Genomic DNA, 17632 nt, shown 5'->3' with positions numbered 1-17632 from the left:
CGCGATTAGTCCTCTAAACGCGGCGGCAAGGTGGCCTGTCGCGGAGGGTGTGTGGATATAGGGACGTTGAGTGTCCCTGTATCCACACACCCCTGCGTGTATCGGTCCGGCGGGGCACGACGCGACTCCACCGGGCATCCCTCCCCGTCGCGTTTAGTCCTCTAAACGCGCCGGAGCGCCTGTCGTGACCGGCACCCTTTCGTCCCGGACGGTGCTCAAAGGACCGGTCATCCACCGTCCGGTACCGATTTCCCGCCGCCGCGCCGGGGAATTGTCGGGGCCGCCCGTTAGCGTCCCCGGCATGACCATCGTCGAAGAGCACCGGACCGAGATCCGCGTGCAGGACACCGTTTATCGCATCGAGGTCGCCGCCCGTGAGGGTGGCGGCGCGGCCGGGGAAGACCGCTGGGTGACCGTCATGGTCGGCGGAGCCGGACCGCAGGAGGAGCCTGTCGCCGAAGGCAGGCTCGACATCGACGCCGAGGCAGTACCGGCCTTGGCGACCGTCCTTTCCGACACGCTGATGGCGTTCGCCGGGCGGAGCACCGGCCGCCGAAGATCGGCGGACCGCCCCGCGCATCAGGGCCTGCCCTGGTCCGAAGAGCTGGACGCCGAACTGGAAAGTCGTTGGCTGGCCGGGGAAAGCGTCGAGGAGATCGCGCGGCGGTTCGAACGATCGCCGGGCGGGATCCGGGCCAGGCTCCCCAGGGTCGGCTGCGACCCGGAGCGCCGGGGCGCGTATCTCCCGATCCCGCCGAGCAGGCGAGAGGCAGGTGAACTCGGCTGAACCCGGGCGGCCGCGAGGGCGCGTGTTCTCGCGGCCGCCGTCAGTCCACTGTGGACGTCGTCGCGCGGTTCGCCCGCGCCGCCATCTCCCGGAGGTGGCGGATCAGTTCCGGCGGTTCGTGCACGGTGAACTCGCAGCCGAGCCCCAAGAGCCGGAACGCGAGCCAGTCGAGGGTGTCGGCGCCCGCGTTCAGGACGCAGGTCTCGTCGTCGACCGGTTCGACTTCGCTGACGGCGTCCCCGATCGCGGGGACGATCTGGTTCATCGGCGCGTGCAGGGTCACGCGTGCGCTGTAGGTGGGAAGGAGGCTGTGCATCTTGTCGGTGACGTAGGCCGCCACGTCGTCCGCGGGCGGTTGCCGCGGGGTGGCCCGGCCGCCGGTCGCCCGCGGTCCGGAGATCCGGTCCACACGGAAGATCCGCCAGTCGTCGCGGTCGAGGTCGTAGCCGAGGAGGTACCAGCGCCGCCCGGCCGAGACGAGCCGGTGCGGTTCGACGTGCCGCCGGGATTCGGTGCCGTCGCCCGTCCGGTAGGCGAACCGGGTCCGTTCGGTGTTCGCGATCGCGCCGGCGAAGACGGTGAGGTGCTCCGGGTCCACCGAAGGGCCGGTGCCGGGTAGCGGCACCGTCGCGGCACCCAGCGCGCCGACGCGATAGCGCAGTCGCGAGGGCAGCACTTGCTCGAGCTTCGCCAGCGCCCGCACCGAAGACTCCTCGATCCCGGAGATGGCCTGCCCCGCGGCACTCCGGAGACCGACCGCGATCGCGACGGCCTCCTCGTCCTCGAGCAGCAAGGGCGGCATCGCCGCGCCCGCGCCCAGCCGGTAGCCGCCGTCGGAGCCTCGTGACGCCTCGACGGGGTAACCGAGCTCACGCAGCCTGTCGATGTCGCGCCGGATGGTCCGCTGGCTGACCTCGAGCCGCTCCGCGAGCTCGCTGCCAGGCCACTCGCGCGGTGTCTGCAAGAGCGACAACAGGCTGAGCAACCGGGCGGGCGTGTCTGTCATGCGGCAAGGATGCCCCGTATAAGGGACAGAGGATGACCTGGTTCGGGTGAGCCGCACGACTTTGTTTGATTGAACTTGCACGGCTGTGCATAATCATTCGTATGACGGTGAAGATCGCGGTTGCCGGAGCCAGCGGGTACGCGGGTGGCGAACTCCTGCGCCTGCTGCTGACCCACCCCGAAGTCCAGATCGGCGCGCTGACCGCGGCCAGTTCCGCGGGGACGCCGCTCGTCCGGCACCAGCCGCACCTCGCGCCGCTGGCGGACCGCGTCCTGCTGGAGACGACCCCGGAGACCCTGGCCGGGCACGACGTCGTCTTCCTCGCCCTGCCGCACGGCCACTCCGGGGCCATCGCCGCGCAACTGGGCCCGGACGTCCTGGTGGTCGACCTCGGCGCGGACCATCGCCTCGCGGACGCGGCCGACTGGCAGCGCTGGTACGGCGGTGACCACGCCGGACAGTGGCCGTACGGGCTCCCCGAACTCCCCGGCGCCCGCGAGCGCCTCGCCGGGGCCAAACGCGTCGCGGTCCCGGGCTGCTTCCCGACCGGCGGTTCGCTCGCCCTCGCCCCGGCCTTCGCCGCGGGCCTGATCGAGCCGGAGGTCAACGTCGTCGCCGTGACCGGGACCTCGGGCGCGGGCAAGAGCCTCAAGCCGAACCTCCTCGGTTCGGAGGTGATGGGTTCGGCCACCGCGTACGGCGTCGGCGGCGCCCACCGCCACACCCCCGAGTTCGCGCAGAACCTCTCGGCGATCGCGGGGGAGCAGGTCAAGGTCTCGTTCACCCCCGTGCTGGCCCCGATGCCGCGCGGGATCCTCACCACGGCGAGCGCCGCGCTCAAGTCGGACTTGGACGCAGACGGCGCCCGCGCGGTGTACGAGAAGGCCTACGCCGCCGAGCCGTTCGTCCAGGTGCTGCCTCCGGGGCAGTGGCCGTCGACGGCCTCGGTGGTCGGCTCGAACAACGTCCAGCTGCAGGTCACCGTCGACGCCGACACCCGGCGCCTGATCGTGGTCGCGGCCATCGACAACCTCACCAAGGGCACCGCGGGAGGCGCCGTCCAGTCGATGAACCTCGCACTCGGCCTCCCCGAAACCACCGGACTACCGACCGTAGGAGTCGCTCCGTGACCGTCACCCAGCCGAAGGGATTCCGTGCCGCGGGCGTCGCCGCCGGGATCAAGGCCGAGGGCAAGCTCGACCTCGCGCTCGTCGTCAACGACGGGCCGCTGCAGGTCGCGGCCGGCGTGTTCACGCGCAACGTGATCAAGGCCGCGCCCGTCCTGTGGTCGCAGGAGGTGCTCAAGCAGCGGCGCCTCAAGGCCGTCGTGCTCAACTCCGGCGGCGCGAACGCCGCCACCGGCCCCGGCGGTTTCCAGGACACGCACAAGACCGCCGAGAAGGTCGCCGGGCTCTTCGAGGCGGGCGCGATCGAGGTCGCGGTCTGCTCGACCGGCCTGATCGGTGAGCGGTTGCCGATGGACGCGCTGCTTTCCGGCGTGGACACCGCCTTCGGGGCACTCGGCACCGGCACCGAATCCGCTCTCGACGCCGCCACCGCGGTCATGACCACCGACAGCAAGCCGAAGCAGGCCGTCGCGGAGCACGAAAGCGGCTGGAGCGTCGGCGGGTTCGCCAAGGGCGCCGGAATGCTCGCCCCGAACCTCGCGACGATGCTGTCGGTCCTCACCACCGACGCGGTCGTCACGCCCGACGTCCTCGACAGGGCCCTGCGCGCCGCCACCGGCGTCACCTTCGACAGGCTCGACGTCGACGGCGGCACCTCCACCAACGACACCGTGCTCGTCCTCGCGTCCGGCGCCAGCGGCGTAGAGCCGACCGAGGCCGAGCTGACCGAACTGCTCACCGCCGTCAGCCTCGACCTCGTGCTGCAACTGCGCGCGGACTCCGAAGGCGCGACCAAGTACGTCGACGTCACGGTCACCGGCGCGGCGAGCGCGGCCGACGCCATCGCCGTCGGCCGGACGATCGCCGAGGACAACCTGGTCAAGACCGCGCTGTTCGGTTCGGACCCGAACTGGGGCCGGATCGCCATGGCGCTGGGCCGGGTACCCGCGGAGATCGATCCGGAGAAGGTCGCCATCACGATCAACGGCGTCACCCTCTTCGCCAAGGGCACCCCCGCCTCGGACCGCTCCGAGGCGGATCTCTCGGGCCGCGACATCCGGATCGTCGTCGACCTCGGTCTCGGTGAAGGCGAAGCGACGATCTACACGACCGACCTCTCGCACGCCTACGTCGAAGAGAACAGCGCGTACTCGTCATGAGCCCTTCCGAATCCACGGTCCCCGCGGACGAGCGGCTCGCGACGGCCGCCGAGAAGGCCGCGATCCTCATCGAGGCGCTGCCCTGGCTGCAGCGTTTCCACGGCGCCACCGTCGTGGTGAAGTACGGCGGCAACGCCATGATCGACGAGGGTCTCAAGCAGGCCTTCGCCGAGGACATGGTGTTCCTCCGCATGGCCGGGCTGCGGCCGGTGGTGGTGCACGGCGGCGGCCCGCAGATCACCGCGATGCTCAACCGGCTCGGCGTCGAAGGCGAGTTCAAGGGCGGCCTGCGCGTCACCACCCCCGAGACGATGGACATCGTCCGCATGGTGCTGACCGGCCAGGTCAGCCGCGAACTGGTCGGGCTGATCAACGCGCACGGCCCCTACGCGGTCGGCATCTCCGGCGAGGACGCGCGGCTGTTCACCGCCGAGCGCAAACAGGCCACTGTGGACGGTGTGCCGGTCGACATCGGGCTCGTCGGCGAGGTTTCCGAGGTCAACCCGGACGCGGTGCTCGACATCGTCAACGCGGGCCGGATCCCGGTGGTGTCCACCGTGGCCCCGGACGTCGACGGCGTCGTGCACAACATCAACGCCGACACCGCCGCCGGTGCGCTGGCCGCCGCGCTGGGCGCGGAGAAACTCGTCGTGCTCACCGACGTCGAAGGCCTGTACGCCAACTGGCCCGACCGCGGTTCGCTGGTCGACCGGATCCGCGTCGACAGGCTCGAAGCGCTGCTGCCCGGTCTCGCCAGCGGCATGATCCCGAAAATGGAGGCCTGCGTGCGCGCCATCCGCGGCGGCGTCCGCCGCGCGCACGTGATCGACGGCCGCATCGCCCATTCGGTGCTGCTGGAGGTCTTCACCTCCCGCGGCATCGGTACCATGGTCTTCCCCGAAACGGAGCTCCCGTGACCACGTCCGAGTCCAATGTAGACGGCCAGGAACGCTGGAAGGCGTCCCTCATGGACAACTACGGCACCCCGGCGCTGACCCTGGTCCGCGGCGAGGGCGCGAAGGTCTGGGACGCCGACGGCAAACCGTACGTCGACCTGGTGGGCGGGATCGCGGTCAACGCGCTGGGCCACGCCCACCCCGCCGTGGTCGCCGCCGTCTCCGAACAGGTCGCGAAACTCGGGCACACCTCGAACCTCTACGTGAACCCGGTCGTCGTCGAGTTCGCCGAAGCCATCCTCGACGTCGCCGGCCTGTCCGGGAACGCGAAGATGCTGTTCGTCAACTCGGGCGCGGAGGCCAACGAAGCCGCGCTGAAGCTGAGCAGGCTCACCGGGCGCGAGAAGATCGTCGCCTGTGAGGGCGCTTTCCACGGCCGCACCATGGGCGCGCTGACGCTGACCGGCCAGCCGTCGAAACGGGACCCGTTCGCACCGCTGCTCCCGGGCGTGACCCACGTTCCTTATGGTGACATCGACGCGCTTCGCGCCGCGGTGGACACCGACACCGCCGCGGTCTTCCTCGAGCCGATCCTCGGAGAAGCGGGTGTCGTCCCGGCGCCGGACGGCTACCTCCAGGCCGCGCGGGAGATCACCAAGGCGACCGGGACCCTGCTGGTCCTCGACGAGGTGCAGACCGGCATCGGCCGCACCGGCGCGTGGTTCGCCTTCCAGCACACCGGCATCGTCCCGGACGTCATCACCCTGGCCAAGGGCCTCGGCGGCGGCCTGCCGCTCGGCGCGGTCATCGGCGTCGGCGCGGCGGGCGACCTGATGAAGCCCGGCCAGCACGGCACCACCTTCGGCGGCAACCCGATCTGCTGCGCCGCCGGGCTCGCCGTGCTCAAGACCATCGCCAAGGACAACCTGAACGACCACGTCTCCGCGCTGGGCAAGGACATCGCCTCTCGCGTCGAAGAGCTCGGCCACCCGCTGGTGGCCGGGGTCCGCGGGGCCGGGCTGCTGCTCGGCATCGCGTTGCGCGAACCGGTCTCGGCGGCGGTCGCCAAGGCCGCGCAGGAGGCGGGCTACCTGGTCAACCCGATCGCCCCCGACACCATCCGGCTGGCACCACCGCTGATCCTGAGCGCCGACGAGGCCAACGGATTCCTCGAAGCCCTTCCCGGGGCGCTCGATTCCACCACCACCTAGGACAGAGACGAACCCATGCTCCGCAACTTTCTCCGCGACGACGATCTCAGCCCTGCCGAACAGGCCGAGATCCTGGACCTCGCCGACCAGTTGAAGGCCGAGCCGCTGAGCTCCCGCGCGTTGGAGGGCAAGTCCGTCGCGGCGATCTTCGAGAAGAACTCCACCCGGACCCGGTTCTCGTTCGAGGTGGGCATCTCCCAGCTCGGCGGGCATCCGGTGATCGTCGACGGGCGCTCGATGCAGCTCGGCCGCGAAGAGACCATCGAGGACACCTCGCGGGTGCTTTCGCGGTACCTGGACGCGATCGTCTGGCGGACCTTCGCCCAGAAGCGCATCGACGCGATGGCGTCGGCGGCGAGCATCCCGGTGATCAACGCGCTCACCGACGAGTTCCACCCGTGCCAGGTGCTCACCGATCTGATGACCATCCGTGAGCGCAAGGGCAAGCTCGCCGGGCTCACCCTGGTCTACCTCGGCGACGGCGCCAACAACATGGCGCATTCGCTGCTGCTGGGCGGGACCACGGCCGGGATGCACGTCCGCGTCGTCTCGCCGGAGGGCTTCCAGCCGGATCAGCAGGTCATGCTCGACGCCAAGCACCGTTCGAGCGAAACCGGCGGCAGCACGACGGTCTTCACCGACCCGTACGCCGCGGTCGAAGGCGCGGACGTCGTCGTCACCGACACCTGGACCTCGATGGGCCAGGAGAACGACGGCCTCGACCGGGTCGGCCCCTTCCGCGAGCTGCAGGTCAACGCCGCGCTGATGCGCCGCGCCGCGGACGAGGCGATCGTCCTGCACTGCCTGCCCGCGCACCGCGGCTGGGAGATCACCGACGAGGTCATCGACGGCCCGGCCAGCGCGGTCTGGGACGAGGCCGAGAACCGGCTCCACGCGCAGAAGGCGCTGCTGGTGTGGCTACTGGACGAGAAGCGACGATGACCGGCAGCAGGGTCACCCGGCAGGCCCGGATCACCGAACTCGTGTCCACGATGGCGATCCGCAGCCAGACGGAGCTCGCGAAGCTCCTGGCGGCGGAAGGCATCGACGTCACCCAGGCGACGCTTTCGCGGGATCTCGACGAGCTGGGCGCGGTCAAGCTGCGGGGCGCGGACTCAGGAGCACCGGTCTACGTCATCCCGGAGGACGGCAGTCCGGTCCGCGGGGTGCAGGGCGGCACGTCCCGGCTTTCGCGGCTGCTCGCCGAACTGCTCGTTTCGGCGGACTCGTCGGGGAACCTGACGGTGCTGCGGACCCCGCCGGGTGCGGCGCAGTTCCTCGCCAGCGCCATCGACAGGGCGGCGCTGGAGGAGGTCGTCGGTTCGATCGCCGGTGACGACACGGTCGCCGTGATCGCGAGAGAACCTTTGTCCGGCAAGGATCTGGCCGAGCGTTTCATGGCGCTGGCCCGGCGGTCGTCCATAGTGGACGGCGGTGAGGAGACCGAAGGTGGCGCCTGACGCGTTCGCCTTCCCGGATGACCCGGAGAGGCTTGTCGTCACCTTCGACGAAGGTGTGCCCGTCGCCATCGACGGGGAGACCGTCACCCTGCTGGAGGCCTTCCAGCAGGTGAACCGCCGTGTCGGCGCCCTCGGGCTCGCCGGGCGCGAGATCTACGAGGGGCCCGCCGCGGTCGCGCTGGTCACCGCGCGGGAAGAATTGGAAAAAGTCAGTCTCGGGCGGGTGTCCGGCGAAGTCCGCCTGATCCTGCACCGGGGGAACGCGGTCGTGAACTCGGCGCGCGACGAGCGCGCGCTGTACGACTTCACCACAGGCACTACGTTCGACCAGTCAGTCGCCTGAAGAGAACCAAGGAATTCGAGGAGTGTCGTGAGCGGGAATGAGCAGCCGGTGCAGCTGTGGGGCGGCCGGTTCGCCAGCGGGCCGGCGGAGGCGATGGCGGCGCTGAGCGCGTCGACCCATTTCGACTGGCGCCTGGCGCCGTACGACATCGCCGGGTCGAGGGCCCACGCGCGGGTGCTGCGGAAGGCCGGGCTCCTCACCGACGACGAGCTGACGGGCATGCTCGCCTCGCTGGACACGCTCGCGCAGGACGTCGCCTCGGGCGCGTTCACCCCGACGGTCGCCGACGAGGACGTCCACACCGCGCTCGAACGCGGCCTGCTGGAGCGCGCGGGCACCGAACTCGGCGGCAAGCTGCGGGCGGGCCGGTCACGCAACGACCAGGTCGCGACGCTGTTCCGGATGTGGCTGCGCGACGCGGCCCGCCGCGTGGTCGCGGGCACCCTCGGCGTCGTCGACGCGCTGGTTTCGCAGGCGAAGCGGCACCCGGACGCGATCCTCCCGGGCCGCACCCACCTGCAGCACGCCCAGCCGGTCCTGCTGGCGCACCACCTGCTCGCCCACGGCCAGTCGCTGCTGCGTGACGTCACCCGGTTGCGTGACTGGGACGCTCGCACCGCCGAGTCGCCCTACGGTTCCGGCGCGCTCGCGGGTTCCTCGCTCGGCCTCGACCCCGAGGCCGTCGCCGCGGAACTCGGTTTCGACACCAGCGTCGACAACTCCATCGACGGCACCGCCTCGCGGGACTTCGTCGCCGAGTTCGCTTTCGACGTCGCGATGCTCGCGGTGAACCTGTCCAGGATCGCCGAAGAGGTGATCATCTGGAACACCGCCGAATTCGGCTACGTCACCCTCGACGACGCCTGGGCGACCGGCAGTTCGATCATGCCGCAGAAGAAGAACCCCGACGTCGCCGAGCTGACCCGCGGCAAGGCCGGACGGCTCATCGGCAACCTGACCGGCCTGCTCGCGACGCTCAAGGCACAGCCACTCGCGTACAACCGGGACCTGCAGGAGGACAAGGAGCCGGTCTTCGACTCCGTCGAACAGCTGGAGCTGCTGTTCCCGGCGATCGCGGGCATGCTCGAGACGCTGACCTTCCACACCGACCGGCTCGCCGAACTCGCGCCCGCCGGGTTCACCCTCGCCACGGACATCGCCGAATGGCTGGTGCGCCAAGGGGTTCCGTTCCGTGTCGCGCACGAAGCGGCGGGGGAGAGCGTCCGCGTCGCCGAGGGCCGAGGCGTCGGCCTCGACGAACTGACCGACGAAGAGTTCGAGAAGATCAACCCGGCGCTGACGCCCGCCGTGCGCGAGGTACTGACCGTCGAGGGCTCGGTGAGCTCGCGCAACGCCCGTGGCGGTACCGCTCCGGAGCGGGTCGCCGAGCAGCGGGACCGGCTGGCCGCGCGGGTCACCGAACACCGCGCCTGGCTGAGCTGACCTCTCGCGTGAAGGCCCTTCTGTGGCTCCAGAGGCCGGTAGCCGTCTGACCTGCACTAACTACGGCTACCGGCCTTCGGCGGTACGCAGCGGGTACACAACAGCGGAGGAGCGTGAACGCGTCTTGGCGGCCGTCGAGGCCGGAGAGCCTGACGTGTTCGCCCAAGGGCCGACGTCCAACCTATCGATGCGGTGATTTGACCGCACTTGTTCGAAAACGCCATCGGCCACTTCCGGACTCGAGCGATCGAGGGCAAGACATCGACCCTGCGGGCTAATGCGGTTTCCCTGTTGGGATTCTTGCCGGGCAGAGAGAACGCCGAAGTGGTGGCGTGGGCGCTCTACCCGGACCCAAAGGACAGCGAATCTCGCTGGGTCGCCGGTTGGCTGCTACAGCGGTTAGCCCCGGTCCTCGGCTGATTCACCCTCTCTGTCATACCCCGTGTCATGATCCGCGATACGGGAAGGCAGGGGTGCGACTTGAGCGAAATCGAAGAAGTCGCCGCAGCGCTGCGGACCGCCGTCACGTCCCTTGAAAAGGCAGAGCAGGCAACGCAGCGGGCCGCCGAGGGCTTCGGAGAATCTGCCGAGCATCTGGAGACGGCCGTCTACGGCACCGCTAATCCTGAGATAGGAGCCTTGCCTGGCCTGTACGACGAGCTACGCCAGTCCGCAGAGCAGGCGGTCAGTCACTTCAGGACCGTGAAGGCGACCATCTCGGCTTATCTCGGCAAGATCGGCGCATCGGCAACACCTGTAAACAGCGAGGTCACAGGGCCGAAGTGGGAAGATGGAGCCCGCGGCAGGCCTGGTGTGCACACCACAACCACGCCGACGAAGTCCGACCCGGTTTCACAAGACCGTGTGGACGAGCTGAAGCGAGATCTTCCGCCGCGCGTCGACCGTCGGGAGGGGCAGAAGACACACGGGCGGTGGGTCACGGACTCGGGCGAAGGGGACGTCGGGCACATCGTGAGCGGCCGTGACGACCTGGAAGCCGCAGCCGTTCAGTTCTTCAAGGACCAGGGCGCCCGGCGGATACCTTCCACGACTGCCGACGTCGAGGTCAAGCTAGCCGTTCACATGCAGAACAAGGGCATCACCAGCGCAACCGTCGCCGTCAACAACGAAGTGTGCAAAGGCCCGTTCGGCTGTGAAACCTTGGTTCCTAAGATCCTTCCCCGAGGAAGCGCGCTCACCGTGTACGGGACCACGCCGGACGGAACCCCGATCGGGACGACCTACCTAGGACAGAGAAAGAAGCCATGATCGAAGCTTGGTACGACGGCAATGCATCCGGAGCGACAACGGTCACCACTGCGGCCGATCTTGACCGTGTTCTAGACGCTGTGGCGGCCATGAGCGGGCCGACGCTCGCCGAGTTGTACACGGACGGCGACCCGGAAAAATCATGGCTTGAGGTCGGCTTGCACGGCGAACGGGCGAGCCTTCGGTATGTGGGCGACGACGCACCGAACGGGGCGCACTCGAAGGGCGAAACGTTCCCGCTGCCGCCGGGCGGAGAGGTTCTCTACTACTTCATGAACAACCCTCGGGAGTACCCGGACGACGCGGAGATTCCCGTGGGCATCGCCCGGCAGGCCGCCCATGACTTCCTGACCTCCGGCGGGCAACGGCCGTCCGGCGTGAACTGGACCGAGCAGGATGGCCCGCTGTAGCACTTGGCCTTCACGCGTTGGCCGCCAATCCGTCGAGGACGCGGTCAAGGCCACGCTCGAAGTCGGAGTCGTTGGTCTCGCCCGGTTTCCGTTTCCGCTGGGCCGCGTACAGCTTCTTGAGCCGTGGGTGGTCCCGCACCGCCTGCTCGGCAGCGGGCCACAAGCGATCTTTCCATTCCTGCTCGCTCTGCCCGCTGCGCTTGAGCGTGGTGAGCCACGCGGCCTCGCTGGTGGCTCGCCCGACGACGAACGCCATGACCGTGTTGAACGCCAGATCGGCGTCGTCCAGCGAGAAACCGGCCTCCTCGAACAGTGCCAACGCCGCTTCCGACAGCCGCAGGACGTTCGGCCCCAGATAGGCCACCCCCGCCTCGCCGAGCAGCGAGCCGATCCACGGATGGCGGAGGAACACCGAACGCAGGTCATGCGCGAACCGCGTCGCCGCCGTCCGCCACGGACCCGGCTCCGGGAGCGCAACTTCGCCGTAGATTTCGTCGACGACCAGTTCGACCAGCTCGTCCTTGCCTGCCACATGCGTGTACATCGACGCGGCGGCCACGTCGAGCCGCAGCCCGAGCTTCCGCATGCTCAGCGCGTCGATGCCCTCGGTGTCGAGCAGTTCGATGGCCGCGGAAACAATCTTTTCCCTGCTCAGCAGCGGCTGCTCGCGCTTGCGTTTCGGGGGACGGACCCAGATCGACACTCGCGCTCCTCCTTGTCCGTACAGTGTTCAGTATGCCTAACAGTGTACGGATAACCTTCGACCACGCCTACTGGCAGTCCCGCCTCGACGATCTGCGCGCCGAACACCGTGTTCCCGGCGCGTCCCTCGCGGTGCTGACCGGCGGCGAGATCCACGAACTCGCGAGCGGGATCCTGCACCGGGGGACCGGCGTCGAGGCCACCACCGACTCTGTCTTCCAGCTCGGCTCGATCGCGAAGGTCTACACGGCCGCGTTGGTGCTGGGGCTGGCCGAGGAGGGACGACTGGACCTCGACGCACCGGTGATCGAGGCGCTCCCTGAGTTCGCGACGGTCGATCCGGAGGCGACCAGGACCATCACCGCCCGGCAGCTGCTCAGCCACACCGGCGGGCTCACCTGCGACTTCATGGAGGACACCGGGCGCGGCGACGACTGTCTCGCCAAGTACGTCGAAGCAGCCAGGGGAGTGGCGCTCGACTGCCCGCCGGGCACGGCCGCGTCCTACAGCAGCGTCGGATACGCCGTGCTCGGCCGGATCGCCGAGGTGCTCACCGGGCTGACCTGGGACGACGCCTTGCGAGAGCGGCTCATCGCGCCGCTCGGGCTCACCGAGACGATGACCCTGCCCGAAGAGGCCTTGCGGTTCCGGGTGGCGATGGGGCATCTCGGGCAGGACCCGGAACCGACGGCCGCCTGGGATCTCCTGCCACGCAACGCCGGACCGTACGGCCGAGTTCTCGCCACGGCCGGCGACGTGGTCCGCTTCGCGCGGATGCTGCTGGACGGCATCGCTCCCGACGGGACTCGCGTGCTCACCGAAGAGACGGTGACCGCCATGCGGCGTCGCGAGGTCGAAGTAGCCGACAAATGGACGCTCGGTTCCGACGGCTGGGGCCTGGGCCTGTCGACCTACGACTGGAACGGCGTTCCCGGTTTCGGGCACAACGGCTCGTCGATCGGTCAGCGCTCCTACCTGCGGGTGGTTCCGGAAGCCGGGCTCGCCTTCGCGCTGCTCACCAACCACGGCACGACCGATCGGCTGTACAACGACCTGTCACGGGAACTGCTCGGTGAACTCGCCGGAGTCCAGGTGCCCGCCGAGTTCGCTCCGCCGCCATCACCGCCTTCGGTGAACGTCGCACCTTTCGCGGGCACCTATCGCCGTGAAGGCGTCATCATCACCGTCACCGAAACGGAAGGGACGCTGCACTTCGTCTACGAATTCGCCGACGCGCTCGAGGGAATCGCCCCGTCGATCGAAGCGGAGCTGGTGCCGGTGTCGGAAAACGTCTTCGCCGGGATGAACCCGATGTTCGGCGACGACTGGATGCCGGTGCTGTTCTCGAAACTCCCCGACGGCACCGAGTACTGCTACACCAGCATGCGGGTCGCACCGAAGATCGCGTAGCTATTTCTTCGCGCTCTTCCGGAGCTTCGCGCGCACCGCGCGGGTGGCGACCGGGCCGAGTCCTTCGAGGACGTCGACCAGCACCGCCAGTTGCCCCAGCGCGGCAAGCGCCTGCTCGGCGCCTTCCGGATCGACCGACTCGAACAGCGTCAGGCCGAGGAAACCGGCGGAGACCGCGTGGGCGAGCCCTTCGGTCTCCGCCAGTTCGAGCACCGGAGAACCGGCCAGCACGCGGTCGAGGGTCCGTTGGACTTCGCGGACCCATTTGTCCAGCGCCTCCCGCGTCGCCTCGGCCAGCCGTCCGCCGCCCTGCGAGCCGGCGAGGGCCTGGGCGAGGACCGCCATGTTCCCCTCGGCGCGCTCCTCCGCGTGGATGGTCCGGCCCAGTTCCAGCAGTTCGCCCAGCGTGCGCACTTCGGCGAACCGGTCACGGAAATGGGCGACGCGGCTTTCGGTCGCCGTCACGCAGGCCTGCGCGAGCAGTTCCTCGACACTGCCGAAGTGGTAGAAGATCAACGCCTGGTTGGTGCCCGCCGCGGTGGCGACGGTCCTGGCGGAAACCGCGGTGATTCCGCTGGTGCGGATGGTCTCCAGCGCGCCGTCGATCAACCGCTGTTTCGTGCTGGGCCCGTTCATCAGTCCAGGACCTTCTCACGCAACGGTTTCACCGCACCGCTCACCCCCGCCCGCAGGTCGACGAACCGTGCCTCGAACGCGCCCCGGTAGCCGAACAGCGGGCCGAACCGCCGGTTCGTCACCTTGATCTCGATCCTGAACAGGTCGCTCTCCTCGTCGAACCACTCGTCGACCTCGGCCACCCCGACGACGGATCGCGGCACCACGCAACGGAGCGGGCCTTCGCACAGCCGGAATTCCTCCGACCGGATGTGGAAGCCGCCGTCGGACCGCACCGTCACGTCGAGATCGACCGCGATGTGCTGATGCGTGCCCAGATAGTCGACGATCTTCCCGCGCTCGGCGCTGTAGACCATCTGCGCGTCGAACCGCCGTCGCCGTTCCGGCAGTTCGAAGGTGCGGACGAACGACACCGTCTCCCTGCCGAGCGAGTCGACGTACGGATAGTTCTCGATGGTGAAGGGGACGTTGTGGCCGCGCTCCGGGAAGAGGATGTGCCTCGACGCGCCGAGTCGCAGGAACGGCGTGGCGAACGCGGCGCCGCGCCAGATCTCGTCCATCACGCCGACGCCGATCATTCCGACGCCGTTCGCCGTGCTCAGCGACAGCCGTTCGCGCATCCGCGGGTGCAGCGACGCGAACTCGGCGCCCAAGGCCTCTTGGAAGATCATGCCTGCTCCAGGGTGTCCAGAATGCGGGGTGCGGTGCCGTCCTTGCCCGTTCGCGGACTCCGGCGGCAGCGGCTCGCCGCGGGCGAAAGCAAGGGGAGTTCCTCCGGCGGGCAGCCGGTTTCGAGCCAGAGGCGGAGCCTGTCGAACGACCAGGCCGTCATCCAGCCGAAGAGCGGCCGGAACAACAGATCCGCGAGCCTGCCGAAGGCCCCCCACCGGGTGATGTAGTCGAAGCCGGTGACGAACCGGACGCCGTCCTCGACCGGGGTGTAGCGCCAGTACCCCGAACCGGACTTGATGAGGGACAGCGGATCCGCGGAGGCGAACCGCAACGCGGACGTCCGGCCGCCGTCGGGCCGTTCGCTCTCCCCGGCGTGCGTTCCGGTCCCGTTGATCACGAACCCCAGGAACTTCGTCGCGTACCGGAACCGTCCCGGCACACCCGCGACGGGTTCGATCCGCGCGAAGCGGAGATCCCACCGTTCGTGCAGGTCAGGGTCTTGTGTGTACCGCCACAGGGTGCCGAGGTCGGTGCGGATCACCGTTTCGACGTACAGCGCTCTCCGGCTCATCGAGCCTCCCCTCCAGGTTGAGCGATCGCTCAAAAGCACTGTAGACCATGGTTGAGCGGTCGCTCAATACCGAATCGTCGGAGGCTCCGGTTAAGGTCGGGGAGTGCGGAACGTGGTGACCGGGAGGCAGTTCACCCGGCGAGAGCTGGCGCTGGATCCGGTGGAGCTGTCGACGCTTCTGCTCGGTGCGGTGATCGAAGCGACCGGTCCCGACGGCACGGTCGCCGTCCGCCTGGTCGAGGTCGAGGCCTATCGCGGACTCGACGACCCCGCGTCGCACTGCTACCGCGGCAAGACCCCGCGCAACGCGGTCATGTGGGGTCCGGCGGGGCATCTGTACGTGTACTTCGTCTACGGGATGCACTTCTGCGCCAACGTCGTCGGCACCGAAGACGGGCAGCCGGGCGCCGTGTTGCTGCGGGCAGGGGAGGTGGTGTCCGGCGCGGACATCGCCAAGGCGCGCAGGCCGTCGGCTCGGGGCAACGGCGAACTCGCCAAGGGGCCGGCCATCCTCACCTCGGTGCTCGGCATCGACAAGGCCGAGAACGGCGTCGACCTGACCGACCCCGCGTCACCCGTCCGGCTGTTCACCGGCGAACGCGCCCCCGCCGCGGACATCCGCACCGGGCCGCGGGTCGGCGTCGCGATGGCGATGGACACGCCGTGGCGGTTCTGGATCGACGGCTCGCCCGCGGTCTCCACCTATCGCCGGGGTGGCAAGCGGCGGGCGGCGGCCCCCGGCCGATAGTCGGTTGACCTGGTGCGGGAGGATCTACAGGCGTGAGCGAGCACATCCTTGACGAGCTGACCTGGCGCGGCCTGATCGCGCAATCCACCGACACCGACGCACTGCGGCGAGACCTCGACCAAGGACCCCTCACGCTCTATTGCGGATTCGACCCGACCGCGCCCAGCCTCCACGCCGGCAACCTGGTTCCGCTGCTGATGCTCTCGCGCTTCCAGCGCGCCGGGCACCGGCCGATCGTGCTGGCGGGCGTCGCCACCGGGATGATCGGCGACCCGCGCGACACCGGTGAGCGCACCCTGAACACGGTGGACACCGTCTCCGAGTGGGCCGACCGGATCCGCGGCCAGCTGGAGCGGTTCGTCGACTTCGACGACTCGCCGACCGGCGCGGTCATCGAGAACAACCTGGACTGGACCGCGAAGCAGAGCGTGGTCGAGTTCCTGCGCGACGTCGGCAAGCACTTCCCGGTCAACATGATGCTGAACCGGGAGACGGTGAAGCGCCGCCTCGAAGGCGACGGCATCTCCTACACCGAGTTCAGCTACCTGCTGCTCCAGTCGCAGGACTACCTGCACCTGTACCGCGAGTACGGCTGCAAGCTGCAGATCGGCGGCTCGGACCAGTGGGGCAACCTCGTCGGCGGTGTCGACCTGATCCGCCGCACCGACGGCGGGCACACCCACGCGCTGACAGCGCCGCTGGTCACCGACTCCGAGGGACGCAAGTTCGGGAAGTCCACCGGCGGCGGCAGCGTCTGGCTCGACCCGGAGATGACCTCGCCGTACGCGTGGTTCCAGTACTTCCTGAACGTCGCCGACGCCGACGTCATCCGCTACCTGAAGATGTTCTCCTTCCTCGGGCAGGAGGAGATCGCGGCGCTCGCCGAAGACACCGAACAGCGCCCCCACCTGCGGTCCGCGCAGCGGAAGCTGGCGGAGGACTTCACCACGCTGGTGCACGGCGAGGAAGCGACCCGGCAGGTCGTCGCCGCGAGCCAGGCGCTCTTCGGCAGGGGAGAGCTGCGTGAGCTCGACTCGTCCACCCTCGACGCCGCCATGGCCGAGGTACCGAACGGCAAGGCGGACCCGAACGGCGAGTCGACGATCGTCGACCTGCTGATCGCCGCCGGGCTCGTCGACAGCAAGGGCGCCGCGCGCCGCACCGTCAAGGAAGGCGGCGCGTACGTCAACAACACGAAGATCGCCGACGAGGAGTGGAAGCCGTCCGCGGACGACGCTCTGCACGGTCGCTGGCTCGTGGTCCGCAAGGGCAAGCGCAACGTCGCCGGCGTCCGCGTCGGGGGCTGAGCGCGGCCCTGGCCCGAAACAGGGGCCTTGACCTGCGGAAACGCAGTTAAGGTACCCCCCTGTTTCGGGCCCCTGGAGGCCATGTAAAGTTCTCCAAGTCGCCAGGGAAACCGGGTGGCCGCGGGACACGAACCAAGCTCTCACCTCAAGGTGATTGAGTGGGTGTCCCACCAAAAACTGCTAGAAATAACTGCTTCGAATAAGGCCGCGTGACTGCGGTGCGATTCGGGGTGTGTTGCTTGAGAACTCAACAGTGTGCTAGTGAACTAAGCCAGTAGAGCTTATGTATTAAGAACCTCGTTTGAGGTTCCTTTGAGAGCAAGTATATTGCCTCGATTGAATTCGAAGACATTGTTGGAGAGTTTGATCCTGGCTCAGGACGAACGCTGGCGGCGTGCTTAACACATGCAAGTCGAACGATGAAGCCTTCGGGTGGATTAGTGGCGAACGGGTGAGTAACACGTGGGCAATCTG

At 68.8% G+C, this 17632-nt stretch carries 19 protein-coding genes and 1 rRNA gene; 15 read left to right on the top strand and 5 right to left on the bottom strand.

Translation table 11 applies throughout. The features are described 5' to 3' along the window. Positions 1 to 301 precede the first annotated feature (301 nt). Positions 302 to 787 carry a helix-turn-helix domain containing protein gene (locus tag ACLJPX_RS05900; protein ID WP_184892189.1) on the top strand — a complete coding sequence of 162 codons (486 nt, stop codon included), beginning with the start codon at positions 302 to 304 and terminating at the stop codon, positions 785 to 787. Between the two features lie 40 nt (positions 788 to 827). Here ACLJPX_RS05900 and ACLJPX_RS05895 read toward each other — a convergent pair whose 3' ends face one another. Further along, positions 828 to 1793, bottom strand: a complete 966-nt coding sequence (locus ACLJPX_RS05895; protein WP_410599110.1) for a helix-turn-helix transcriptional regulator — start codon at positions 1791 to 1793, stop codon at positions 828 to 830. Positions 1794 to 1894: 101 nt separating this feature from the next. Between ACLJPX_RS05895 and argC the strand changes: the two genes are divergently transcribed. The 10 genes from argC (at position 1895) to ACLJPX_RS05845 (ending at position 11112) form a co-directional block, all read left to right on the top strand. Then, on the top strand, positions 1895 to 2923 hold the full coding sequence (gene argC, locus ACLJPX_RS05890; protein WP_410599109.1) for an N-acetyl-gamma-glutamyl-phosphate reductase: 1029 nt from the start codon (positions 1895 to 1897) through the stop codon (positions 2921 to 2923). Continuing rightward, complete coding sequence (gene argJ, locus ACLJPX_RS05885) at positions 2920 to 4080, top strand: bifunctional glutamate N-acetyltransferase/amino-acid acetyltransferase ArgJ (protein ID WP_410599108.1); 1161 nt, start codon at positions 2920 to 2922, stop codon at positions 4078 to 4080. Before argC ends, argJ begins: the two co-directional genes overlap by 4 nt. Continuing rightward, complete coding sequence (gene argB / locus ACLJPX_RS05880) at positions 4077 to 4997, top strand: acetylglutamate kinase (protein WP_410599107.1); 921 nt, start codon at positions 4077 to 4079, stop codon at positions 4995 to 4997. The genes argJ and argB overlap by 4 nt, the downstream gene beginning before the upstream one ends. After that, on the top strand, positions 4994 to 6187 hold the full coding sequence (locus ACLJPX_RS05875; RefSeq protein WP_410599106.1) for an acetylornithine transaminase: 1194 nt from the start codon (positions 4994 to 4996) through the stop codon (positions 6185 to 6187). Before argB ends, ACLJPX_RS05875 begins: the two co-directional genes overlap by 4 nt. A gap of 15 nt (positions 6188 to 6202) precedes the next feature. Further along, the gene (gene argF / locus ACLJPX_RS05870) at positions 6203 to 7129 is read left to right on the top strand and encodes an ornithine carbamoyltransferase (protein ID WP_101608756.1); all 927 of its coding nucleotides are present in this window, start codon (positions 6203 to 6205) and stop codon (positions 7127 to 7129) included. Beyond that, the gene (locus tag ACLJPX_RS05865) at positions 7126 to 7647 is read left to right on the top strand and encodes an arginine repressor (protein ID WP_101608755.1); all 522 of its coding nucleotides are present in this window, start codon (positions 7126 to 7128) and stop codon (positions 7645 to 7647) included. Before argF ends, ACLJPX_RS05865 begins: the two co-directional genes overlap by 4 nt. Continuing rightward, complete coding sequence (locus ACLJPX_RS05860) at positions 7637 to 7990, top strand: argininosuccinate synthase (protein WP_410599105.1); 354 nt, start codon at positions 7637 to 7639, stop codon at positions 7988 to 7990. The genes ACLJPX_RS05865 and ACLJPX_RS05860 overlap by 11 nt, the downstream gene beginning before the upstream one ends. Positions 7991 to 8017: 27 nt before the next feature. Beyond that, positions 8018 to 9433 (top strand): argininosuccinate lyase, encoded by a 1416-nt coding sequence (argH, locus tag ACLJPX_RS05855; RefSeq protein ID WP_410599104.1) that lies wholly within the window; start codon positions 8018 to 8020, stop codon positions 9431 to 9433. Positions 9434 to 9913: 480 nt separating this feature from the next. Beyond that, positions 9914 to 10702, top strand: coding sequence for a DddA-like double-stranded DNA deaminase toxin (locus ACLJPX_RS05850; protein ID WP_410599103.1), 789 nt, complete (start codon positions 9914 to 9916; stop codon positions 10700 to 10702). Next, a complete protein-coding gene (locus ACLJPX_RS05845) occupies positions 10699 to 11112 on the top strand; it encodes an Imm1 family immunity protein (protein WP_410599102.1) in 414 nt (137 codons plus the stop codon). The genes ACLJPX_RS05850 and ACLJPX_RS05845 overlap by 4 nt, the downstream gene beginning before the upstream one ends. 10 nt (positions 11113 to 11122) lie before the next feature. On the opposite strand, the gene ACLJPX_RS05840 is transcribed toward ACLJPX_RS05845, so the two are convergent. Beyond that, positions 11123 to 11815 carry a TetR/AcrR family transcriptional regulator gene (locus tag ACLJPX_RS05840; RefSeq protein WP_410599101.1) on the bottom strand — a complete coding sequence of 231 codons (693 nt, stop codon included), beginning with the start codon at positions 11813 to 11815 and terminating at the stop codon, positions 11123 to 11125. A 32-nt stretch (positions 11816 to 11847) separates the two neighbouring features. On the opposite strand from ACLJPX_RS05840, the gene ACLJPX_RS05835 reads away from it, so the two are divergent. Beyond that, a complete protein-coding gene (locus tag ACLJPX_RS05835) occupies positions 11848 to 13224 on the top strand; it encodes a serine hydrolase domain-containing protein (RefSeq protein ID WP_410599100.1) in 1377 nt (458 codons plus the stop codon). On the opposite strand, the gene ACLJPX_RS05830 is transcribed toward ACLJPX_RS05835, so the two are convergent. The 3 genes from ACLJPX_RS05830 to ACLJPX_RS05820 are packed head-to-tail and all read right to left on the bottom strand — an operon-like array spanning position 13225 to position 15103. Beyond that, positions 13225 to 13860 (bottom strand): TetR/AcrR family transcriptional regulator, encoded by a 636-nt coding sequence (locus ACLJPX_RS05830; RefSeq protein ID WP_410599099.1) that lies wholly within the window; start codon positions 13858 to 13860, stop codon positions 13225 to 13227. Continuing rightward, the gene (locus ACLJPX_RS05825) at positions 13860 to 14531 is read right to left on the bottom strand and encodes a DUF4166 domain-containing protein (RefSeq protein ID WP_410599098.1); all 672 of its coding nucleotides are present in this window, start codon (positions 14529 to 14531) and stop codon (positions 13860 to 13862) included. The genes ACLJPX_RS05830 and ACLJPX_RS05825 overlap by 1 nt, the downstream gene beginning before the upstream one ends. Further along, a complete protein-coding gene (locus tag ACLJPX_RS05820; RefSeq protein WP_410599097.1) occupies positions 14528 to 15103 on the bottom strand; it encodes a hypothetical protein in 576 nt (191 codons plus the stop codon). Before ACLJPX_RS05820 ends, ACLJPX_RS05825 begins: the two co-directional genes overlap by 4 nt. 112 nt (positions 15104 to 15215) lie before the next feature. On the opposite strand from ACLJPX_RS05820, the gene ACLJPX_RS05815 reads away from it, so the two are divergent. The 3 genes from ACLJPX_RS05815 to ACLJPX_RS05805 form a co-directional block, all read left to right on the top strand. Next, positions 15216 to 15851: a DNA-3-methyladenine glycosylase gene (locus ACLJPX_RS05815; protein WP_410600011.1), complete on the top strand. Its 636-nt coding sequence runs from the start codon at positions 15216 to 15218 to the stop codon at positions 15849 to 15851. Positions 15852 to 15883: 32 nt separating this feature from the next. Beyond that, positions 15884 to 17158 carry a tyrosine--tRNA ligase gene (tyrS, locus tag ACLJPX_RS05810; protein WP_101608747.1) on the top strand — a complete coding sequence of 425 codons (1275 nt, stop codon included), beginning with the start codon at positions 15884 to 15886 and terminating at the stop codon, positions 17156 to 17158. A gap of 351 nt (positions 17159 to 17509) precedes the next feature. Continuing rightward, positions 17510 to 17632: ribosomal RNA gene (locus ACLJPX_RS05805) — 16S ribosomal RNA — on the top strand; the annotation flags it as partial.

Origin of the sequence: Amycolatopsis sp. lyj-90, assembly GCF_046549035.1 — a bacterium.
Lineage (GTDB): Bacteria > Actinomycetota > Actinomycetes > Mycobacteriales > Pseudonocardiaceae > Amycolatopsis.
This window is presented reverse-complemented; position numbering and strand designations above follow the sequence as displayed.

Coding starts and splice junctions, on each gene's coding strand:
- ACLJPX_RS05900 (WP_184892189.1), top strand. CDS start 302: ATGACCATCGTCGAAGAGCACCGGACCGAGATCCGCGTGCAGGACACC.
- ACLJPX_RS05895 (WP_410599110.1), bottom strand. CDS start 1,793: ATGACAGACACGCCCGCCCGGTTGCTCAGCCTGTTGTCGCTCTTGCAG.
- argC (WP_410599109.1), top strand. CDS start 1,895: ATGACGGTGAAGATCGCGGTTGCCGGAGCCAGCGGGTACGCGGGTGGC.
- argB (WP_410599107.1), top strand. CDS start 4,077: ATGAGCCCTTCCGAATCCACGGTCCCCGCGGACGAGCGGCTCGCGACG.
- argF (WP_101608756.1), top strand. CDS start 6,203: ATGCTCCGCAACTTTCTCCGCGACGACGATCTCAGCCCTGCCGAACAG.
- ACLJPX_RS05865 (WP_101608755.1), top strand. CDS start 7,126: ATGACCGGCAGCAGGGTCACCCGGCAGGCCCGGATCACCGAACTCGTG.
- ACLJPX_RS05845 (WP_410599102.1), top strand. CDS start 10,699: ATGATCGAAGCTTGGTACGACGGCAATGCATCCGGAGCGACAACGGTC.
- ACLJPX_RS05835 (WP_410599100.1), top strand. CDS start 11,848: ATGCCTAACAGTGTACGGATAACCTTCGACCACGCCTACTGGCAGTCC.
- ACLJPX_RS05830 (WP_410599099.1), bottom strand. CDS start 13,860: ATGAACGGGCCCAGCACGAAACAGCGGTTGATCGACGGCGCGCTGGAG.
- ACLJPX_RS05825 (WP_410599098.1), bottom strand. CDS start 14,531: ATGATCTTCCAAGAGGCCTTGGGCGCCGAGTTCGCGTCGCTGCACCCG.
- ACLJPX_RS05820 (WP_410599097.1), bottom strand. CDS start 15,103: ATGAGCCGGAGAGCGCTGTACGTCGAAACGGTGATCCGCACCGACCTC.